The 19,844-nt window shown below is 71.2% G+C and carries 15 protein-coding genes; 7 read left to right on the top strand and 8 right to left on the bottom strand.

The window, feature by feature from the left end:
- Positions 1-111 precede the first annotated feature (111 nt).
- The 3 genes from ACQHII_RS35305 to ACQHII_RS35295 all read right to left on the bottom strand — a co-directional run bounded on the left by ACQHII_RS35305 (position 112) and on the right by ACQHII_RS35295 (position 7,261).
- On the bottom strand, positions 112-1,575 hold the full coding sequence (locus tag ACQHII_RS35305) for a glutamate synthase subunit beta (RefSeq protein WP_427923069.1): 1,464 nt from the start codon (positions 1,573-1,575) through the stop codon (positions 112-114).
- Positions 1,568-6,163 (bottom strand): glutamate synthase large subunit, encoded by a 4,596-nt coding sequence (gene gltB / locus ACQHII_RS35300; protein WP_427923068.1) that lies wholly within the window; start codon positions 6,161-6,163, stop codon positions 1,568-1,570. Before gltB ends, ACQHII_RS35305 begins: the two co-directional genes overlap by 8 nt.
- Positions 6,164-6,529: 366 nt before the next feature.
- Positions 6,530-7,261: a VIT1/CCC1 transporter family protein gene (locus ACQHII_RS35295; protein ID WP_427923067.1), complete on the bottom strand. Its 732-nt coding sequence runs from the start codon at positions 7,259-7,261 to the stop codon at positions 6,530-6,532.
- A gap of 282 nt (positions 7,262-7,543) precedes the next feature.
- On the opposite strand from ACQHII_RS35295, the gene ACQHII_RS35290 reads away from it, so the two are divergent.
- Genes ACQHII_RS35290 through ACQHII_RS35260 form a run of 7 tightly spaced genes read left to right on the top strand, consistent with a single transcriptional unit; the run spans position 7,544 to position 15,481 of the window.
- A complete protein-coding gene (locus tag ACQHII_RS35290) occupies positions 7,544-8,626 on the top strand; it encodes an ADP-ribosylglycohydrolase family protein (protein WP_427923066.1) in 1,083 nt (360 codons plus the stop codon).
- Positions 8,623-10,059: an ADP-ribosylglycohydrolase family protein gene (locus tag ACQHII_RS35285; protein WP_427923065.1), complete on the top strand. Its 1,437-nt coding sequence runs from the start codon at positions 8,623-8,625 to the stop codon at positions 10,057-10,059. The genes ACQHII_RS35290 and ACQHII_RS35285 overlap by 4 nt, the downstream gene beginning before the upstream one ends.
- A gap of 8 nt (positions 10,060-10,067) precedes the next feature.
- Complete coding sequence (locus ACQHII_RS35280) at positions 10,068-11,234, top strand: ADP-ribosylglycohydrolase family protein (protein ID WP_427923064.1); 1,167 nt, start codon at positions 10,068-10,070, stop codon at positions 11,232-11,234.
- Positions 11,222-12,583 carry an ADP-ribosylglycohydrolase family protein gene (locus tag ACQHII_RS35275; RefSeq protein WP_427923063.1) on the top strand — a complete coding sequence of 454 codons (1,362 nt, stop codon included), beginning with the start codon at positions 11,222-11,224 and terminating at the stop codon, positions 12,581-12,583. Before ACQHII_RS35280 ends, ACQHII_RS35275 begins: the two co-directional genes overlap by 13 nt.
- Complete coding sequence (gene rbsK / locus ACQHII_RS35270; RefSeq protein ID WP_427923062.1) at positions 12,580-13,473, top strand: ribokinase; 894 nt, start codon at positions 12,580-12,582, stop codon at positions 13,471-13,473. Before ACQHII_RS35275 ends, rbsK begins: the two co-directional genes overlap by 4 nt.
- Positions 13,470-14,672: a CaiB/BaiF CoA transferase family protein gene (locus ACQHII_RS35265; protein WP_427923061.1), complete on the top strand. Its 1,203-nt coding sequence runs from the start codon at positions 13,470-13,472 to the stop codon at positions 14,670-14,672. The genes rbsK and ACQHII_RS35265 overlap by 4 nt, the downstream gene beginning before the upstream one ends.
- Entirely contained in the window at positions 14,669-15,481 is an 813-nt protein-coding gene (locus ACQHII_RS35260; protein ID WP_427923060.1) for an HpcH/HpaI aldolase/citrate lyase family protein, read from the top strand. Before ACQHII_RS35265 ends, ACQHII_RS35260 begins: the two co-directional genes overlap by 4 nt.
- A 56-nt stretch (positions 15,482-15,537) precedes the next feature.
- Here ACQHII_RS35260 and lgt read toward each other — a convergent pair whose 3' ends face one another.
- From lgt to trpM, 5 genes are all read right to left on the bottom strand, one after another.
- The gene (gene lgt / locus ACQHII_RS35255) at positions 15,538-16,512 is read right to left on the bottom strand and encodes a prolipoprotein diacylglyceryl transferase (protein WP_427923059.1); all 975 of its coding nucleotides are present in this window, start codon (positions 16,510-16,512) and stop codon (positions 15,538-15,540) included.
- A gap of 92 nt (positions 16,513-16,604) precedes the next feature.
- Positions 16,605-17,384, bottom strand: a complete 780-nt coding sequence (locus ACQHII_RS35250; protein WP_427923058.1) for a DsbA family protein — start codon at positions 17,382-17,384, stop codon at positions 16,605-16,607.
- 78 nt (positions 17,385-17,462) lie between these two features.
- Entirely contained in the window at positions 17,463-18,278 is an 816-nt protein-coding gene (gene trpA / locus ACQHII_RS35245) for a tryptophan synthase subunit alpha (RefSeq protein WP_019067705.1), read from the bottom strand.
- The gene (gene trpB / locus ACQHII_RS35240) at positions 18,275-19,564 is read right to left on the bottom strand and encodes a tryptophan synthase subunit beta (protein ID WP_427923057.1); all 1,290 of its coding nucleotides are present in this window, start codon (positions 19,562-19,564) and stop codon (positions 18,275-18,277) included. The genes trpA and trpB overlap by 4 nt, the downstream gene beginning before the upstream one ends.
- 104 nt (positions 19,565-19,668) lie before the next feature.
- Complete coding sequence (gene trpM / locus ACQHII_RS35235; RefSeq protein ID WP_427925480.1) at positions 19,669-19,815, bottom strand: tryptophan biosynthesis modulator TrpM; 147 nt, start codon at positions 19,813-19,815, stop codon at positions 19,669-19,671.
- Positions 19,816-19,844 lie beyond the last annotated feature (29 nt).

Below are 19,844 nucleotides of genomic sequence, written 5' to 3'. Positions count from 1 at the left end.
CCGCGGCGCCTGCCGGTCCGGTCGGGGACTGAGCAAGCGCCGCGCTCTGTTCCGCACGCCATTGTGCGGGACGTCTGTTGAGGGGATTCCCCTCGTTCTTCTTGGTTCCCGTCAGACCATCAGTGAGCGGTCCGTCGGGCGGATCGGGGCCGGGAGTTCGCTGGCGCCGGTGAGGAAGCGGTCGACGCCGCGGGCGGCCGAGCGGCCCTCCGCGATGGCCCAGACGATGAGGGACTGGCCGCGGCCCGCGTCACCGGCGACGAAGACGCCGGGGACGTTGGTCTGGAAGTCGGCGTCGCGGGCGATGTTGCCGCGTTCGTCGAGGTCCAGGGCGAACTGGTCGACCAGGCCGTTCTCACGGTCGGTGCCGGTGAACCCCATGGCCAGCGTGACCAGTTGGGCGGGGATCTTGCGCTCCGTGCCCGGCTTCTGGGTCAGCTTGCCGTCGACGAACTCGACCTCGACGAGGTGCAGCCACTGGACGTTGCCGTCCTCGTCGCCCTCGAAGTGGGTGGTGTTGACGGAGTAGACCCGCTCACCGCCCTCCTCGTGCGCGGAGGTCACCTTGTAGAGCATCGGGAAGGTCGGCCAGGGCTGGGAGACCGGGTTCCGCTCGTCGCCCGGGCGGGGCATGATCTCCAACTGCGTGACGGAGGCGGCCCCTTGGCGGTGCGCCGTACCCACGCAGTCCGCGCCGGTGTCGCCGCCGCCGATGACGACGACGTGCTTGCCCGCGGCCGAGACCGGGGCGGTGACGTAGTCGCCCTCCTGCACCTTGTTGGACAGGGGCAGGTACTCCATCGCCTGGTAGACACCGGTCAACTCCCGCCCGGGGACGGGGAGATCGCGCGCGGTGGTGGCACCGGCGGCGATGACGACCGCGTCGTAGCGCTTGCGCAGGTCGGTGGCCTTGAGGTCGACGCCGATCTCGACGCCCGTGCGGAAGCGGGTGCCCTCCGCGCGCATCTGCTCGATACGGCGGTTGATGTGCCGCTTCTCCATCTTGAACTCGGGGATGCCGTAGCGCAGGAGGCCGCCGATGCGGTCCGCGCGCTCGTACACCGCGACCGTGTGGCCGGCCCGGGTCAGCTGCTGGGCGGCGGCGAGGCCCGCCGGGCCCGAGCCGACGACCGCGACGGTCTTGCCGGAGAGGCGCTCCGGGGCCTGCGGGGCGACGTCGCCCGTCTCCCAGGCCTTGTCGATGATGGAGACCTCGACGTTCTTGATGGTGACCGGCGGCTGGTTGATGCCCAGCACGCACGCCGACTCGCAGGGAGCCGGGCACAACCGCCCGGTGAACTCGGGGAAGTTGTTGGTGGCGTGGAGGCGCTCGGAGGCCGCCGTCCAGTCACCGCGGTAGGCGTAGTCGTTCCACTCGGGGATCAGGTTCCCCAGCGGACAGCCGTTGTGACAGAACGGGATGCCGCAGTCCATGCAGCGGCCGGCCTGCTTGCCGATGATCGGCAGCAGCGAACCGGGGACGTAGACCTCGTTCCAGTCCTTCAACCGGACGTCCACGGGACGGGACTTGGCGACCTCGCGCCCGTGGTTCAGAAAGCCCTTCGGGTCAGCCATTGGTCGCCGCCTCCATCATCTTCTCGGTGATCTCGGACTCGGAGAGTCCGGCTCGCTCGGCGGCGTCCTTGGCGGCGAGCACGGCCTTGTAGGCACTGGGGATGATCTTGCTGAAGCGGTCCGCGGAGACGGCCCACTCGGCGAGCAGCTTCTCGGCGACCGTGGAACCGGTCTCCTCGGCGTGGCGGCGCACCACGTCGTGCAGCCACTGCTTGTCGGTTTCGTCCAACTCGCTTACGGCGCCCGCGTTTCCGACGTTGACGTTGTCGGGGTTCAGGTCGATGACGTAGGCGATGCCACCGGACATGCCCGCCGCGAAGTTGCGGCCGGTCTCGCCGAGCACGACGGCCCGGCCGCCGGTCATGTACTCGCAGCCGTGGTCGCCCACGCCCTCGGAGACCACGGTGGCACCGGAGTTGCGGACGCAGAACCGCTCACCGGTACGGCCGCGCAGGAACAGCTCGCCGCCGGTCGCACCGTAGGCGATGGTGTTGCCCGCGATGGTGGAGTACTCGGCGAGGTGGTCGGCGCCCCGGTCGGGGCGGACGATGACCCGGCCGCCCGAAAGGCCCTTGCCGACATAGTCGTTGGCGTCGCCCTCAAGGCGCAGCGTGACACCGCGCGGGAGGAAGGCGCCGAAGGACTGGCCGGCGCTGCCGGTGAAGGTGATGTCGATGGTGTCGTCGGGCAGGCCCGCCCCGCCGAACTTCTTCGTCACCTCGTGGCCGAGCATCGTGCCGACCGTGCGGTTGATGTTGCGGATCGCGATCTGGGCGCGGACCGGCTGGGCGTCGGTGGCGCTGGACGCGGCCAGGGCGTCGGCGGCGAGCTTGATCAGCTCGTTGTCCAGCGCCTTCTCCAGGCCGTGGTCCTGCTCGATGACCTGGTGGAGGGCTGCGCCGTCCGGGAGTTCGGGGACGTAGAACAGCGGGGCCAGGTCCAGGCCCTGCGCCTTCCAGTGGTCCACGGCGCGCTCGACGTCGAGCGTGCCGGCCTGGCCGACGGCCTCCTCGATGGTGCGGAAGCCCAGCTCGGCGAGGATCTCGCGGACCTCTTCGGCGATGAACTGGAAGAAGTTCACGACGTATTCGGCCTTGCCGGCGAACCGGTCGCGCAGTACCGGGTTCTGGGTGGCGATGCCGACCGGGCAGGTGTCGAGGTGGCAGACGCGCATCATGACGCAGCCGGAGACGACGAGCGGCGCGGTCGCGAAACCGAACTCCTCGGCGCCGAGCAGCGCGGCGATGACGACGTCACGGCCGGTCTTGAGCTGGCCGTCGGTCTGCACGACGATCCGGTCGCGCAAGCCATTCAAAAGGAGCGTCTGCTGGGTCTCGGCGAGGCCCAACTCCCAAGGTCCACCGGCGTGCTTGAGGGACGTCAGCGGGGACGCGCCCGTGCCGCCGTCGTGGCCGGAGATGAGGACGACGTCCGCGTGCGCCTTCGACACACCCGCGGCGACCGTGCCGACACCGACCTCCGAGACCAGCTTGACGTGAATCCGCGCCTGCGGGTTCGCGTTCTTCAGGTCGTGGATCAGCTGGGCGAGGTCCTCGATGGAGTAGATGTCGTGGTGCGGCGGCGGGGAGATGAGGCCGACACCGGGGGTGCTGTGCCGGGTCTTCGCGACCCACGGGTAGACCTTGTGGCCGGGCAGCTGGCCGCCCTCGCCGGGCTTGGCGCCCTGGGCCATCTTGATCTGGATGTCGTCCGCGTTGACCAGGTACTCGGAGGTCACGCCGAAGCGGCCGGAGGCGACCTGCTTGATGGCGCTGCGCCGGGCCGGGTCGTAGAGCCGGTCCGCGTCCTCGCCGCCCTCACCGGTGTTGGACTTGCCGCCCAGCTGGTTCATGGCGATGGCGAGCGTCTCGTGCGCCTCCAGGGAGATGGAGCCGTACGACATGGCGCCGGTGGAGAAGCGCTTGACGATCTCGGAGACGGGCTCGACCTCGTCGATGGAGATCGAGGGGCGGTCCGACTTGAAGCCGAAGAGGCCGCGCAGGGTCATCAGCCGCTCGGACTGCTCGTTCACGCGGTCCGTGTACTTCTTGAAGATGTCGTAGCGGTTGGTGCGCGTCGAGTGCTGGAGGCGGAAGACCGTCTCCGGGTCGAACAGGTGCGGCTCGCCCTCGCGGCGCCACTGGTACTCGCCGCCTATGTCGAGGGCGCGGTGGGCGGGCGCGATGCCGCTCGCGGGGTACGCCTTCGCGTGCCGGGCGGCGACCTCCTTGGCGATGACGTCGAGGCCGACGCCGCCGATCTTGGTGGCCGTACCGCTGAAGTAGCTGTTGACGAACTGCTCGTCGAGGCCGACCGCTTCGAAGACCTGGGCGCCCCGGTAGGAGGCGACCGTCGAGATGCCCATCTTGGACATGACCTTGAGGACGCCCTTGCCGAGCGCGTAGATCAGGTTCCGGATGGCCTGCTCGGCCTCGATGTCGGTGAGGAAGGTGCCCGCGCGGACGAGGTCCTCGACGGACTCCATCGCCAGGTACGGGTTGACCGCGGCGGCGCCGAAGCCGATCAGCAGGGCGACGTGGTGGACCTCGCGCACGTCACCGGCCTCCACCAGCAGACCCACCTGGGTGCGCTGCTTGGTGCGGATGAGGTGGTGGTGGACGGCCGCGGTGAGCAGCAGCGAGGGGATCGGCGCGTGCTCGGCGTCGGAGTGCCGGTCCGAGAGGACGATCAGGCGGGCGCCGTTCTCGATGGCCGCGTCGGCCTCGGTGCAGATCTCGGCGAGGCGGGCGGCGAGGGTGTCGCCGCCGCCGGAGACCCGGTACAGGCCGGAGAGGGTCGCGGCCTTCATGCCGGGCATGTCGCCGTCGGCGTTGATGTGGATGAGCTTGGCCAGCTCGTCGTTGTCGATCACCGGGAAGGGCAGGGTGACGCTACGACAGGACGCGGCCGTCGGCTCCAGCAGGTTGCTCGCGGGACCCAGCGACGAGCGCAGCGAGGTCACGAGTTCTTCGCGGATCGCGTCCAGCGGCGGGTTGGTGACCTGTGCGAACAGCTGGGTGAAGTAGTCGAAGAGCAGGCGCGGGCGCGAGGACAGCGCGGCGATCGGCGAGTCGGTGCCCATCGAACCGATGGGCTCGGCACCGGCCTTGGCCATCGGCGCGAGGATGACGCGCAGCTCCTCCTCGGTGTAGCCGAAGGTCTGCTGGCGGCGGGTGACCGAGGCGTGCGTGTGCACGATGTGCTCGCGCTCGGGCAAGTCGGACAGCTCGATCTCGCCGGCTTCCAGCCACTCGGCGTACGGCTTCTCGGCGGCGAGGCCGGCCTTGATCTCGTCGTCCTCGATGATGCGGTGCTCGGCGGTGTCCACGAGGAACATGCGGCCGGGCTGGAGGCGGCCCTTGCGGACGACCTTCGCGGGGTCGATGTCGAGGACGCCGACCTCGGAGCCGAGGACGACGAGGCCGTCGTCGGTGACCCAGTAGCGGCCGGGGCGCAGGCCGTTGCGGTCGAGGACCGCGCCGACCTGGGTGCCGTCGGTGAAGGTGACACAGGCCGGGCCGTCCCAGGGCTCCATCATCGTGGAGTGGAACTGGTAGAAGGCGCGGCGGGCCGGGTCCATGGAGTCGTGGTTCTCCCACGCCTCCGGGATCATCATCAGCACGGAGTGCGGCAGCGAGCGTCCGCCCAGGTGCAGGAGTTCGAGCACCTCGTCGAAGGACGCGGAGTCGGAGGCCTCGGGCGTGCAGATCGGGAAGATCCGGTCGATCTTGTCCTGGTCGCCGAAGAGGTCGGAGGCGATCTGGGACTCGCGGGCCGCCATCCAGTTGCGGTTGCCCTTGACCGTGTTGATCTCGCCGTTGTGCGCGACGAAGCGGTACGGGTGGGCGAGCGGCCACGACGGGAACGTGTTCGTGGAGAACCGGGAGTGCACGAGCGAGATCGCGGAGGCGAAGCGCCGGTCGGACAGGTCCGGGAAGAAGGGCTCCAGCTGACCGGTGGTGAGCATGCCCTTGTAGACGATGGTCCGCGCGGAGAGCGACGGGAAGTAGACACCGGCCTCCCGCTCGGCGCGCTTGCGCAGCGCGAAGGCCTTGCGGTCGAGGTCGATGCCCCGCGTCTCGCCGTCGCTCACGAAGACCTGCCGGAAGAGCGGCATGGTGGAGCGGGCGGTGGCGCCGAGGAGTTCGGGCGCGGTCGGAACCTCGCGCCAGCCGAGGACGGTGAGGCCCTCTTCGGCGGCGACCGTCTCGATCTGTGAGACGGCGGCGTCCGCGCCGTCCGGAGGCAGGAAGGCGATGCCGACCGCGTAGCCACCGGCGGCGGGCAGGTCGAATCCGGCCACCTCACGGAAGAAGGCGTCCGGCACCTGGGACAGGATGCCCGCGCCGTCGCCGGAGTCGGGCTCGGCACCCGTCGCACCGCGGTGCTCCAGGTTGCGCAGCACCGTGAGCGCCTGCTCGACCAGCGCGTGGCTCGCCTCGCCGGTGAGGGTGGCCACGAAGCCGACGCCACAGGCGTCGTGCTCGTTGCGGGGGTCGTACATACCCTGCGCGGCAGGGCGAGCATCCATGAAGGACCAGTTCTGGCCATTCGCGGGCTGCTGGGACGGCTGGCGCGGCGTACGCATCGGCTCTCCCGTCGTCGTCGTGGCATATGCGTGTGCATAGGGACGACGTTGGCCCTCTGCGGGGTAAGCGCAAAATTTCGTGCAGGTTACATGATGGAGCGGTTCTCGGGAACCGGATACTCCGTTCCAACATGCGGACGCCGCGGGGTGGCGGCGCGGCACCGCACATGCGGTGGAAATTAAGGGGACCGAAGCGGACAGATCGGTGTCCGTCGGTCCGGGGCAGAGGGAGCGTTGTCGCCCGTCCCGCGGGTGCGCCCCGGGCGTCGTTGCCCGCAGCGCTTACGGCTCATGCCCAGTGGTTAAGCGTTCGAAACCAGCGAGTAACGGCTACTTATGCGGACCCCCGCATAAGTGCGCGTCGAGCTATCCTACGACCGTTCCGAACAGGGTGCCCAGGGCGTACGTCACACCGGCCGCCGCGCCGCCCAGCGCGAGCTGCCGCAGCCCGCTGAACCACCAGGTCCGCGCGGTCACCCGGGCCACCACCGCACCACAGCCGAACAGCCCGACGAACGCGAGCAGCAGCGCGGGCCACAGCGCGGTCGCGCCGAGCAGGAACGGCAGTACGGGGAGCAGCGCGCCCAGCGCGAACGAGCCGAAGGACGACACGGCGGCGACGAGCGGCGAGGGCAGCTCGCCCGGGTCGATGCCCAGCTCCTCGCGGGCGTGTATCTCCAGGGCCTGCTCGGGATCGCGCGAGAGCTGCCGGGCGACTTCACGGGCGAGCTCCTTCTCCACCCCACGGGAGACGTAGAGGGAGGCGAGCTCATCCTGCTCATCCTCCGGGTGCTTGCGCAACTCCCGCCGCTCTACGTCCAGTTCGGCCTCGACCAGCTCACGCTGGGAGGCGACGGAGGTGTACTCGCCGGCCGCCATGGAGAAGGCACCGGCCGCGAGCCCGGCCAGCCCGGTGATGACGACGGTCTGATGACTGACGGCGCCGCCGACGACACCGGTCATCAGGGCGAGATTGGAGACGAGACCGTCCATCGCGCCGAACACCGCGGGGCGCAGCCAGCCGCCGTTCACATCGCGGTGGGTGTGGTTGTCGCGGTGCGCCTCGTGGAGCGTCGCCCCGGTCTCGATGATGGCCATGCGATGATCCCCCAGGGGCTAAGGTAAGGCTAAGTTTAGACAAGTTCTACTCTTCGACAACACTGAACATACGCCTTTCATTTCGCGCCCACCAGCAAGGAAAGGCTCGGCTAACCAGCACGTTTACCCTCGAACGCTCATCCGAGCCATTGATCCATCAAATGTCGACCGGGTGATGCTGCGCTCCGTCAGGCTCTGCCGAAGGCCTCCCGTGGGAGAGATCCGCAAAGGGTTCCGCGCCCTGAGGCGCTCTGCGGGAACCCCGTAGGAGAGGTCGCGCGTATGGCATCGATCGCCTGCATTCCCCCGGTCCCGGCGCCCAAGAACGCCACCGAACTCCGCGAACGGGCACGCGGCGCGCTGCTCGGCCTGGCGGTCGGGGACGCCCTCGGCGCACCGGCGGAGAACATGAAGCCCTCCGAGATCCGCGCCCGCTGGGGCCGCATCGAGGGATACGTGGCGGAGAACCCGGCGGGCACGGACGACACCGAGTACGCGATCTTCTCCGGCCTGCTCCTCGCCCGGCACGGCTCGGCCCTCACCCCCTCCCATGTGGAGGCGGCCTGGCACGAGTGGATCGCGGACCGCGACGAGGGCCCGTTCCGGGGCGCGGGCTTCAGCGAACGCGGCACCCTGGAGAACCTCCGCCGGGGCCTCGCCGCCCCCATCTCCGCCCAGCACCGCCACGCCTGGAGCGACGGCCTGGCCATGCGGGCGGCCCCCTTCGGCGTCTTCGCGGCGGGCCGCCCCGCCGAGGCGGCCCGTCTGGTCGCGATCGACGGTTCGGTGAGCCACGACGGGGAGGGCATCTACGGCGGCCAGGCGGTCGCGGCGGGTGTGGCGGCGGCGATGGCGGGAGCCCCGACGATCGCGGTGGTCGCCTCGGCCCTCGCCGTCGTCCCCGACGACTCCTGGACGGCCCGCTCCCTGCGCCGCGCGGTGGCGGTCGCCCACCGCGGCGAACGCGCGGTCCGCTCCGCGGTCGTCATCGGCGGCTACCCCTGGACCGACCTCGCCCCCGAGGCGGTCGCCCTCGCCTTCGGCGCCTACGCGGCAGCCGACGGCGACTTCGTGGACTCCGTCCTCACCGCGGTCAACATGGGCCGCGACGCGGACACGACGGCAGCGGTGGCGGGCGCCCTGGCAGGAGCGACACGGGGCGCGTCCGCGATCCCCTCCGACTGGGCATCGGCGATCGGCCCGGCACGCGGCAGTTGCCTGCCGGCGATGGCGGGCCACCACGTGCTGGACATCGCGGAGTTGCTGGTGCCGGGGGACGGCGGCAAGTGGGGCGACGCGGTGCGACGAGATCAGGGGCCGCACAAGTACGTGCTGGCGGCGGACGAGAACGAGGTGCAGGCATGAGAACAGCCAACGGCGACGGCCTCGCCGCCGGGGACGCGAACACTCCGCGGTATCCACTGGAGCCGGGAGCGGGAGCAGAGGCGGGAGTTGGAGCGGCTGAGGGCGGTCGCGCACAGGTAGGACGCCCCGCAGCCGCCGACGGCGACCCCGCCCCACAGCGGCCACCCGCACCCGACCCCATTCGCCGCACCCCCCACACCACCCCCCACCAACCGGCAGCCGCCGACGGCGATCCCGCCCCACAGGGGCCACCCGCACCCGACAACGAAAGTCGCACGGGCGGTGCGGGTGGGAGAACAAAAGCCGAGGGCGGAGCCGAGGTGTGTCGCGTCGAGGGGCTGCTGCTCGGACTCGCCGCAGGGGACGCCGCCGGTTGGCCCGCCGCAAGGCACCGCGCCGCCAGGATGCCCGAGTGGACCCGCCGCCTCACCCGTGAGCTCGACACCTTCGCCGAGCAGAACGCGACCACGACACTCCCCGTCCCCATCGCCCTCAACCAACCTCCCGAGCCACTCCGCCTGGGCCCCTCCGACGACGCCGAATGGGCGGCCTTCGCCGCAGAAGCCGTACTGAGAGCGGGCGACGACACAGTCCTGGGCGACCTCAGCAGAGAACGCCGGATGCGCGCCTCGATCGACCTCAGCTGGAACGCCGTAGCCAGCGAGGTAGCCGCCGCGGCGGACCGCGCCCCCGAGGTCGAGTCCGCCGTACTCCCCCTCCGCGCCCGCATCTCCGTACGAGCCGGCCTCGGCAATCTCGCCGCCGGCCTCCGCCCACCCGCCACCGGCCACGACAACCCCCACTACTTCGACGACGCGGCCTGCGTCAGAGCCTGCGTCCTTGCGGTGGCCCACCCCGGCGACCCCCAACGCGCCGCCGCCCTCGCCGAGTTCGACGCCCGCTACACCCAGGACGGCGACGGAGTCCACGGCGCCAGAGCCATGGCGGCGGCCCTCGCCCTCGCGCTCGCCGGCGCGGACGTGGACGAGTGCGTCGCGGCCGCCCTCGCCGAACTCCCCGAAGCCACCGAGATCGGCCGCAACGCCCGCCACGCCCTGAAGTTGGCCCGGGACAGCGACAACGCGTTCGCCCTGATCCCCCTCCTGGAACACCAGATCGTGGACCACGTCTACAGCTACGGCATCGCCGCCGCCGAGACCGTGCCGGTCGCCCTCGCCCTCGCCACGGCGTCCCGCGGCCGTATCGCGGAAGCGGTCCCCGCCGCGGCCTGCCTCTCCCGCGTCGCCGACTCGGCCCCCGCCCTCGCGGGCGCCCTGACCGGCGCGTTGAGCGGCGGCGCGGCCATCCCCGCCACCTGGCGGGACGCCTGCCGTACCCTCTCCGGCTGCGCGCTCCCCCGTCTCACCGGCACCGACCTCGTGGAACTCGCCGAACTCCTGGAAGCCACACAACCGCCCCCACCAGGAGGATGATTCGGTGCATGACGCCCAAAGAACCAGAAAGCAGCCTTGACGAGAAGATCACCGCAGCCCTCGTCGGGGCGGCGGTCGGCGACGCCCTCGGCGGTCCCGTCGAGGGCTACTCCCCCGACCAGATCCTGGAACGCCACGGCGGTCGCGTCCACGGCGTCGTCGGCCCCTGGAACGGCGACGCGTGGCGCACCGCCCGCCCCATCGCGCCGTACCACAAGGGCGACGGCCACGTCACCGACGACACCTTGATGACCCACGCCCTGGTACGGGTCTACGCGACCGTCCGCGACCACCTCGACGCGTACGCGCTCGCCGACCACCTCGTCCCGGACCTGATGCAGAACCCGCGCTGGATCCCGGAGTTGGAGACGGAGGCCATCCCGCTCCAGCGGATCTTCCTCGCCGAGAAGTGGCTCGCGACCCGACTCCACTACGGTCATGTCGACCCCCGCGAGGCCGGCGTCGGCAACATCGTCAACTGCGGTGCCGCGATGTACATGGCGCCGGTCGGCCTGGTCAACGCGGCGAATCCTGCCGGTGCTTACGCCGAGGCCGTCGACATCGCGGGCGCCCACCAGTCGTCGTACGGCCGTGAGGCGGCCGGTGTCTTCGCGGCGGCCGTCGCCGCGGCCTGCGCACCGGGCGCGACCCCCGACTCGGTGGTGACCGCCTGCCTCGCCCTGGCGAAGGACGGCACGCGCACCGCCATCGAGAAGGTCTGCGAAGTGGCCGCCCGCTACTCGGACTTCGAGTCGGCGCTCGCCCCGCTGCGGGAGGCCGTCGCGCCGTACGACACGGTGGGCCCCGTCTACCGCTCCCCCTCCCTGGACGCCCGCCGCCCCTCCCGCACCAAGGCGATCGAGGAACTCCCCATCGCGCTGGGCATGTTGGTGGTCTCCGGCGGCGACTACCGCCACGCGGTGCTGGGTTCGGTGAACTACGGCCGGGACTGCGACTCCATCGCGACGATGGCGGGCGCGGTGGCCGGCGCGCTCGGTTCACCGGTTCCGCAGGACTGGTCGAAGACGGTCGCAGAGGCCAGCCGCCTGGACCTCTGGGAACCGGCGGCCACCCTCACCGCCGTCACCCGCGAGGTCTTCGCCCAGGACGTCCGCCGACGCCGGGCCCACGAGGCCGCGTTCACCGAGATCGGAGGGCTCCGGTGCTCCGACTGACCTGGGTCCAGCCGGAGGACCTGCTCGGCCACGAACTGCGCCAGGCCGTCCAGGACGGACGCGAACCGTCGGCGATCGCGGCGCGCTGGCGGGCGGCGGGCGGTGCGGAGGCCCCGACCCGGGCGGGCGCGTCGGACCAACCCGCCTCCCGTTACCTCCGGTTGCTCGCCGAGGACCTGCTGGACGAACTGGCCGACCTGCCCAGCCGGTTGGCGGACCAGGAGCCGACGGACCTGGCGAGGATCAAGGCCCTGTGCCCCAACTGGCCGGCCCCACAAGCCACTTCCCCACCCCGCCCGGCCACCCTCCAGGCCGCCTGGCTGGGCCGCGCCGTCGGCTGCCTGCTCGGCAAGCCGGTCGAGAAACTCCCCCTCGACGGCATTCGCCGACTCGCCCGAGCCACCGGCAACTGGCCCCTCGACTTCTACTTCACCGCCCGGGGCGTCCCCGCCGAACTCCTCGCCGCCCACCCCTGGAACCGCCGCTCCGCCCCCACCTCCCTCGCCGAGAACATCGACGGCATGCCCGAGGACGACGACCTCAACTACCCCCTGTTGAACCTCCTGTTGCTCCAGCGCCACGGCAAGGACTTCACCACCGCCGACGTGGCGAAGCTCTGGCTCGACGAACTCCCCGCGGGCCGCACTTTCACCGCCGAACGCATCGCCTACCGCAATCTGCTCTCCGGTCTGGAACCCCCGCGAACGGCCCGCCACCGCAACCCGTTCCGCGAATGGATCGGCGCCCTGATCCGCGCCGACGTCCACGGCTGGACCAACCCCGGGGACCCGGGCACAGCAGCCGAACAGGCCCACCGCGACGCCACCCTCACCCACACCGCGAACGGCGTCTACGCGGCGATGTTCACGGCGGCCGTCATCGCCACCGCGGCCACCGGCACCCAGGACATCCACACCTGCCTGCGCACGGGACTCACGGTCGTACCGCCCGCCTCCCGCCTCGCCAAGGCCATCCACCACGCCCTCCAACTGGCCCGGAAACACCGGGACTTCGACACAGTGGTGGACGAACTCCACGCCACCCACGCCCGCACCCACCACTGGGTCCACGCGATCCCCAACACCGCCCTGATCGCCGCCGCCCTCACCCACGCGGACGGCGACTTCACGGGATCCATCTGCCGTGCGGTGTCGGGAGGTTGGGACACCGACTCCAACGGCGCGACCGTCGGCTCCATTTCGGCCCTGCTCGCGGGTAGCCCGGCCGCACTCCCCGACCGCTGGACGACCCCCCTCAAGAACCGACTCGCCACCTCCGTAGGCGACTTCAACGGCATCGGCTTCGACACCCTCGCCCGGCTCACCCACCAGGAGACCGCCCGCCCATGACCCTCATCGCCGTGCTCGGCAGCACGAACATGGACCTCGTCGCCTACGTCACGAAGGCCCCGCGGCGCGGAGAGACCGTTACGGGACGGGAGTTCCGTACGATCCCCGGCGGCAAGGGCGCCAACCAGGCGATCGCCGCGGCCCACGCGGGCGCCGACGTCACCATCATCGGAGCGGTCGGCGACGACGCCTACGGCGCCCAACTCCGTTCCACTTTCGAGCACTCCGGCGTCGACACCGACCATCTGCGCACCGTCGAGGGCCCGTCCGGCACCGCGCACATCGTCGTGGACGACGAGGGCGGCAACGCGATCGTCGTCATCCCCGCCGCCAACGGCACCGTCGACCACCTCGCCCCCGGCGACGAGGCCCTCATCGCCTCCGCCGACGCCCTGCTCCTCCAACTGGAGATCCCCCTCGCGGCAGTCGTCGCGGGCGCGGAGGCGGCCCGCCGCCACGGCGTCCGTACGATCCTCACCCCGGCGCCCGCCCAACCCCTCCCACCCGAACTCCTGGCGGCCGTGGACCTGTTGGTGCCCAACGAGCACGAGGCCACCGCCCTCACCGGGCACACCGACCCGCGCAAGGCAGCGGCGGCCCTCCTCGACCAGGTCCCCGAGGTGATCGTCACCCTGGGCGCGGCGGGCAGCCTGTACGCGGCCCGGGACGCCGAGCCGTTCACCGTCCCCGCACCTCAAGTGACCGCCGTGGACTCGACGGGCGCGGGCGACACCTTCGTCGGCGCGCTGGCGGTGGCCCTCGCCGAAGGCCGCCCGACGCGGGACGCGCTGGGCTGGGCGGCAGCGGCGGCGGCGCTGTCCGTGCAGCGGCCGGGTGCGACGGCGTCGATGCCGTACCGCGCGGAAATCGACAAGCAGTACGCCTCATGACCGGGACGACAACCACAACTCCCTTGTCCGGCCTGCGCGTTCTCGACCTCGCCACGCTCTTCGCCGGCCCCCTCGCCGCCACCATGCTCGGCGACTTCGGCGCCGAGGTCATCAAGGTCGAGCACCCGACGAAACCCGATCCGTCCCGGGGGCACGGTCCCTCCAAGGACGGCGTCGGCCTGTGGTGGAAGCTGCTGGGCCGCAACAAGCGCACCATCACCCTCGACCTGTCGAAGCCGGGCGGCCGGGACACCCTCCTCCGCCTCGCCGCAACCGCCGACGTGATCATCGAGAACTTCCGCCCCGGCACCCTGGAGAAATGGGACCTCGGCTGGGCCGAACTCTCCGCCGCCAACCCGAAGTTGGTGCTCGCCCGGGTCACCGCGTTCGGCCAGTTCGGGCCCTACGCGCACCGCCCCGGCTTCGGCACCCTCGCCGAGGCGATGAGCGGCTTCGCCGCGATCACCGGCGAACCGGACGCGCCCCCGACGCTCCCGCCGTTCGGCCTCGCCGACTCGATCGCCGGGCTGGCGACGGCGTACGCGGTGATGACGGCCCTGGCGGCCCGCGACCGCACCGGCGAGGGACAGGTGGTGGACATGGCGATCATCGAACCCATCCTGACCGCGCTCGGCCCGCAACCCCTCTGGTACGACCAGCTCGGCCACGTCCAGCCGCGCACCGGCAACCGCTCGCAGAACAACGCCCCGCGCAACACCTACCGCACTGCGGACGGCAGTTGGGTCGCCGTCTCGACCTCGGCCCAGTCGATCGCCGAACGCGTGATGCGCCTGGTCGGCCGCCCGGAACTGATCGACGAACCGTGGTTCGCGACCGGCGCGGACCGGGCCCAGCACTCCGACATCCTCGACGCGGCGGTGGGCGACTGGATCGCGCGGCGCCCGCGTTCCGAGGTCCTGGCCGCCTTCGAGAAGGCGGAGGCGGCCGTGGCTCCCATCCAGGACGTACGGGACGTGATGACGGACCCCCAGTACCAGGCCCTCGACACGATCACCACCGTCGACGACCCCGAACTCGGCCCCCTCCGCATGCAGAACGTCCTCTTCCGGCTCTCCGCCACCCCGGGCTCCATCCGCTGGTCCGGCCGTCCCCACGGCGCCGACACGGACCCGGTCCTGACCGAACTCGGCCTGACGGAAGCCGAGTTGACCGCACTCCGGCAGGCGGGCGCCCTGTGACCCCGTACCCCCTGACCTGGCTCTACGTCCCCGGCGACCGCCCCCCGGTCGTCACCAAGGCCCTCGCCGCCGGCGCCGACGTGGTCGTGATCGACCTGGAGGACGCGGTCGCCCCGGACCGCAAGGAGTACGCCCGCGCGGCCACGGCGGAACTCCTCTCGGAGCCTCACCTCGATGTCCACGTCCGGGTGAACGCCCTGGACAGCCCGTGGGCGGCGGACGACCTCCGTACGATCGCGCCGCTGCCCGGCGTTTCGGGCCTGCGGCTGCCGAAGGTGACGTCCGCCGAGGAGGTCGTAGCCGTAGCGGAACAGACGGACGGCGTGCCCCTGTTCGCGCTCCTGGAAACGGCCCTCGGTATCGAGCGGGCCTTCTCCGTCGCCACGGCCCACCCGGCCCTGCACGGCATCGCGCTCGGCGAGGCGGATCTACGGGCCGACCTGGGCGTGCGCGAGGACCCGGGGCTCGACTGGTCCCGGTCCCGGGTGATCGTGGCCGCCTCGGCGGCAGGGCTGGCCCCGCCGCCGCAGTCCGTCCACCCCGACATCCGCGACCTGGAAGGCCTGGCGGCCTCCTGCGCCCACGGCCGCGCCCTCGGATTCCTGGGGCGCGCGGCGATCCATCCCCGTCAACTCCCGGTGATCGAGAGCGCGTTCCTCCCGACGAACAGGGAGATCGAACAGGCCGAGACGATCGTCAAGGCGGCCATCCGGGAGGAGGGCGCCCAGGCTCTTCCGGACGGCCGGTTCATCGACGCGGCGGTGGTGGCGGCGGCGCAGCGCACGCTGGCGTTGGCGCGCCGGACCTGACATGCGGCGAGGGCACCCTGTCGATCAGGGCGCCCTCGTCGTCGTAGAACCGGTTGTCAGCTCTTCTTGGCCGACTCGGGCTCGTCCTTCTTCAGGTCCACGTCGGCGTCCTCGGTTTCCGGCGCGTCTTCCTCGGCCTCGGTGGCTTCGGACTCGTCGGTCTCCGGGTCTTCCTTCGCCGTGGGCTCGTCGTCCCCGTCGGTTCCGTCGCCGGGCGCTTCCGGCTCGACGACCTCTTCGCGGCCCGGGCGCTTCTTCGCCGAGATGACGAAGTAGGTCACCGCGAGGAGGAAGACGATCATCGCGGTCCAGTCGTTCAACCGCAGGCCCAGGAAGTGGTGGGCGTCGTCGACGCGCATGTACTCGATCCAGCCGCGGCCCACACAGTACGCGGCGACGTAGAGCGCGAAGGCCCGGCCGTGGCCCAGCTTGAAGCGGCGGTCGGCCCAGATGACGAGGAAGCCGACGCCGACGCACCACAGGGACTCGTACAGGAAGGTCGGGTGGTAGTAGCCCGGGACGCGGCCGTCCGTCGAGGACGTGATGTGCAGCGCCCAGGGCAGGTGGGTCTCGCGGCCGTAGAGCTCCTGGTTGAACCAGTTGCCCCAGCGGCCGATGGCCTGGGCGAAGGCGATGCCGGGGGCCAGCGCGTCGGCCCAGGCGGGCAGCGGGATGCCACGGCGGCGGCAGCCGATCCACGCGCCCACCGCACCGAGCGCGATCGCGCCCCAGATGCCGAGGCCGCCCTGCCACACCTTGAAGGCGTCCACCCAGTCGCGGCCCTCGCTGAAGTACAGCTCGTAGTCCGTGATCACGTGGTAGAGGCGACCGCCGACGAGGCCGAACGGCACGGCCCAGACAGCGATGTCGGCCACCGTCCCGACCTTGCCGCCGCGGGCGACCCAGCGTTTGTTGCCGAGCCAGACGGCGACGAAGACGCCGATGATGATGCAGAACGCGTAGCCGCGCAGCGGAATGGGGCCGAGGTGGATGACCCCGCGCGACGGGCTGGGAATGTAGGCAAGTTCCATGGCAGGGTCGACGCTACCGTGCCGGACCGCGACCTCGGCAAGCGGCCCGGCTACGGCTCCATAACGGGCCGGTGTGAAAACCGGCCCGCCGCTTACCCCTTGTTGGCGGCCTGGACCAGCTGCTTCAGCTTCGCCGGGGTCATCGTCTGGTCCGCGTAGATGTTCTTGCCGTCGAAGAGGACGGTCGGGGTGCCGGTGAATCCGCCCGCCTGGAACGCGGCGGCGGACTTGGTGACCCAGCTGTCGTGCGTACCGCTGTTGACGCACTTCTGGAAGGCGGGCGTGTCGAGGCCGCTCACCTTGCCCGCCAGCTCGATCAGCTTGGCGTTGCTGGAGAACGCGTCGTCCGTCTCCTTGGGCTGGTTCTCGTACAGCACGTCGTGGAAGTCGCGGAACTTTCCGGCGTCCTGGGCGCAGGCCGCCGCGTTGGCCGCGCGCTTGGAGCCGGTGCCGCCGAGGTTGCCGTCGATGATCGTGACCAGGTGGTACTGCACCTTGAGCTGGCCGGAGTCGGTCAGCTCGTGCAGGGTCGAGCGGTACGCCGTCTCGAAGGCCTGGCAGGCCGGGCAGCGGAAGTCCTCCCACACCGTGAGCGTCGGCTTGGCGCTGTCCTTGCCGACCTGGATCGCCAGGCTGTCCTTGCCGGTCGCCCCGGAGGGCGCCACGACCGGGCCCGCGCTCTTGCTGCCGCTGTCGTCCTTTTTGTGGTTCGCGGCGAGGACGCCGATCACCGACGCCAGGCCCAGCACGCAGACGACACTCGCGGCCACGATCAGCGTGCGCCGCCGCCGCTCCGCGGACTTCTGCTTCTCACGCTCTGCCGCCAGCCGCTCGCGGGCGGTGCGCTTTCCGTCACGGTTCTTCTCGCTCACACCCCGCAGAACGAACCGGGGAGGCGCAGCGCGCCTCCCCGGTCCCAGGTCCACCCATACGAGGGACCAGTCGTTCGGTTACGCCTGTCCGCGCACGCCCTTCGCCAACTCGCCCGCGAGGGTGCGGACCGCCTCGACCCCGGCCGCGTCGTCCGGCGCGTCCAGCATCCGCTTGACGAAGGCCGAACCGACGATCACGCCGTCCGCGAAGCGGGCCACCTCGGCGGCCTGCCGGGCGTCGGAGACACCGAGGCCGACACAGACGGGCGTGTCGGTGGTGGCCCGGGTGCGCTCGACGAGGTCCTGCGCCTGCGCGCCCACGGACTCACGGGTGCCGGTGACGCCCATGAGCGAGGCGGCGTAGACGAAGCCGGTGCCGACCTTGGTGATCTCGGCGAGGCGCGCGTCCTTGCTGCTGGGCGCGACGACGAAGACCGTGGCGAGCCCGTGCTTCTCCGCGTGCTCCCTCCACAGCCCGGCCTCCTGGACGGGCAGGTCGGGCAGGATGCAGCCGGCGCCGCCCGCCTCGGCCAGTTCGGCGGTGAAGCGCTCGACGCCGTAGCGGTCGATCGGGTTCCAGTACGTCATGACGAGCACCGGCTTGCCGGTCGCCGCGTGGGTCTCGCGGACCGTGCGCATGACGTCGGCGATCTTGACGCCGCCGCGCAGGGCGATGTCGTCGGCGGTCTGGATGACGGGACCGTCGAGGACGGGGTCGCTGTGCGGCAGGCCCACCTCGACGACGTCCGCGCCGCCGTCGAACGCGGCCTTGATCGCCTCGATGCCGCCGTCCACGGTCGGGAACCCGGCCGGGAGGTAGGCGATGAGCGCGGCGCGTCCCTCGGCCTTGGCGGCGGCGAGGGTGTCGGACAGCAGCTGAATGTTCCCGCTCACTTGGCGTCCCCCTCGATCTCGGCGGTGTCGGCCGCGTTGGCCGCGACGGTGGCGTCGGTCCCGTTGTCGTACAGGCCGAAGTAGCGCGCGGCCGTGTCCATGTCCTTGTCGCCGCGCCCGGACAGGTTGACGACGATCAGCCCGTCCTTGCCCAGTTCTCTGCCGACCTCCAGCGCGCCGGCGAGCGCGTGGGCGCTCTCGATGGCCGGGATGATGCCCTCGGTGCGCGACAGCAGGCGCAGGGCCTGCATGGCCGCGTCGTCGGTGACCGCGCGGTACTCGCCGCGACCGCTGTCCTTGAGGTAGGAGTGCTCGGGGCCGATGCCCGGGTAGTCCAGACCGGCCGAGATCGAGTACGGCTCGGTGATCTGGCCCTCCTCGTCCTGGAGGACGTAGGACCGCGAACCGTGCAGGATGCCGGGCTCGCCCGCGGTGAGGGTCGCCGCGTGCTCGCCCGTCTCGACGCCGTGGCCGGCCGGTTCGCAGCCGATGAGGCGTACGTCCGCGTCCGGGATGAAGGCGTGGAACAGGCCGATGGCGTTCGAGCCGCCGCCGACGCAGGCGATGGCCGCGTCGGGGAGGCGGCCGGCACGCTCCAGGATCTGGCGGCGGGCCTCGACGCCGATCACGCGGTGGAAGTCGCGGACCATGGCGGGGAAGGGGTGCGGGCCGGCGACCGTACCGAAGAGGTAGTGCGTGCGGTCGACGTTGGCGACCCAGTCGCGGAAGGCCTCGTTGATCGCGTCCTTGAGGGTGCGGCTGCCGGACTTCACGGCGATGACCTCGGCGCCGAGCATGCGCATGCGGGCCACGTTCAGCGCCTGGCGCTGGGTGTCGATCTCGCCCATGTAGATGGTGCATTCGAGGCCGAACAGCGCGCAGGCGGTGGCCGTCGCGACGCCGTGCTGGCCAGCGCCGGTCTCCGCGATGACCCTGGTCTTGCCCATGCGCTTGGTGAGCAGGGCCTGGCCGAGGACGTTGTTGATCTTGTGGGAGCCGGTGTGGTTCAGGTCCTCGCGCTTGAGGAAGATCCGGGCGCGACCCGCTTCCGCGGCGAAACGGGGTACTTCAGTGAACGCGCTTGGCCTGCCGGTGTAGTTGACCAGGAGGTCGTCCAGTTCGCGGGCGAACTCGGGGTCGTGCTTGGCCTTGTCGTACTCGACGGCCACCTCGTCGACGGCGGCCACGAGGGCCTCCGGGATGAACTTGCCGCCGAAGGCGCCGAAGTAGCCCTCGGGGCTGGGGACTTGACCGTCGGGGTCGGGGATGAAGAACTCGCTGGGCATGCGGAAACCTCACGGTGAGTTTGGGAAATGCCTAATCGCCGTGGGGGCAGGGACCACTGTTGAGTGCCGGCCGGATGTGGCTGGTCGCGCAGTTCCCCGCGCCCCTATGGGGCGCGCTGCCATCGACGGCCGTTTACCTGCCCAGGTTCGTCACCGATGACGTAGCGCACCCGACGACCGTGGACTCGCCTCGCGGGCGCACGGCAGCCCCTCGGACGGCAGCCGCGCGCGAGGCGGGCGTGCCGGTTCATGGGGGTCAGGGTGAGTGTCATCGGGGGCA

The sequence above is a fragment of the Streptomyces sp. cg40 genome, assembly GCF_050320165.1.
Lineage (GTDB): Bacteria > Actinomycetota > Actinomycetes > Streptomycetales > Streptomycetaceae > Streptomyces > Streptomyces hokutonensis.
Note: the sequence above shows the minus strand (reverse complement) of the source record. Positions and strands in the feature narration are given on the sequence as shown.

What these genes read in the sequence shown, in the direction of transcription:
- ACQHII_RS35305 (WP_427923069.1), bottom strand. Translation starts at nt 1,575, where the DNA reads ATGGCTGACCCGAAGGGCTTTCTGAACCACGGGCGCGAGGTCGCCAAG.
- gltB (WP_427923068.1), bottom strand. Translation starts at nt 6,163, where the DNA reads ATGCGTACGCCGCGCCAGCCGTCCCAGCAGCCCGCGAATGGCCAGAAC.
- ACQHII_RS35295 (WP_427923067.1), bottom strand. Translation starts at nt 7,261, where the DNA reads ATGGCCATCATCGAGACCGGGGCGACGCTCCACGAGGCGCACCGCGAC.
- ACQHII_RS35290 (WP_427923066.1), top strand. Translation starts at nt 7,544, where the DNA reads ATGGCATCGATCGCCTGCATTCCCCCGGTCCCGGCGCCCAAGAACGCC.
- ACQHII_RS35285 (WP_427923065.1), top strand. Translation starts at nt 8,623, where the DNA reads ATGAGAACAGCCAACGGCGACGGCCTCGCCGCCGGGGACGCGAACACT.
- ACQHII_RS35280 (WP_427923064.1), top strand. Translation starts at nt 10,068, where the DNA reads ATGACGCCCAAAGAACCAGAAAGCAGCCTTGACGAGAAGATCACCGCA.
- rbsK (WP_427923062.1), top strand. Translation starts at nt 12,580, where the DNA reads ATGACCCTCATCGCCGTGCTCGGCAGCACGAACATGGACCTCGTCGCC.
- ACQHII_RS35265 (WP_427923061.1), top strand. Translation starts at nt 13,470, where the DNA reads ATGACCGGGACGACAACCACAACTCCCTTGTCCGGCCTGCGCGTTCTC.
- lgt (WP_427923059.1), bottom strand. Translation starts at nt 16,512, where the DNA reads ATGGAACTTGCCTACATTCCCAGCCCGTCGCGCGGGGTCATCCACCTC.
- trpB (WP_427923057.1), bottom strand. Translation starts at nt 19,564, where the DNA reads ATGCCCAGCGAGTTCTTCATCCCCGACCCCGACGGTCAAGTCCCCAGC.
- trpM (WP_427925480.1), bottom strand. Translation starts at nt 19,815, where the DNA reads ATGAACCGGCACGCCCGCCTCGCGCGCGGCTGCCGTCCGAGGGGCTGC.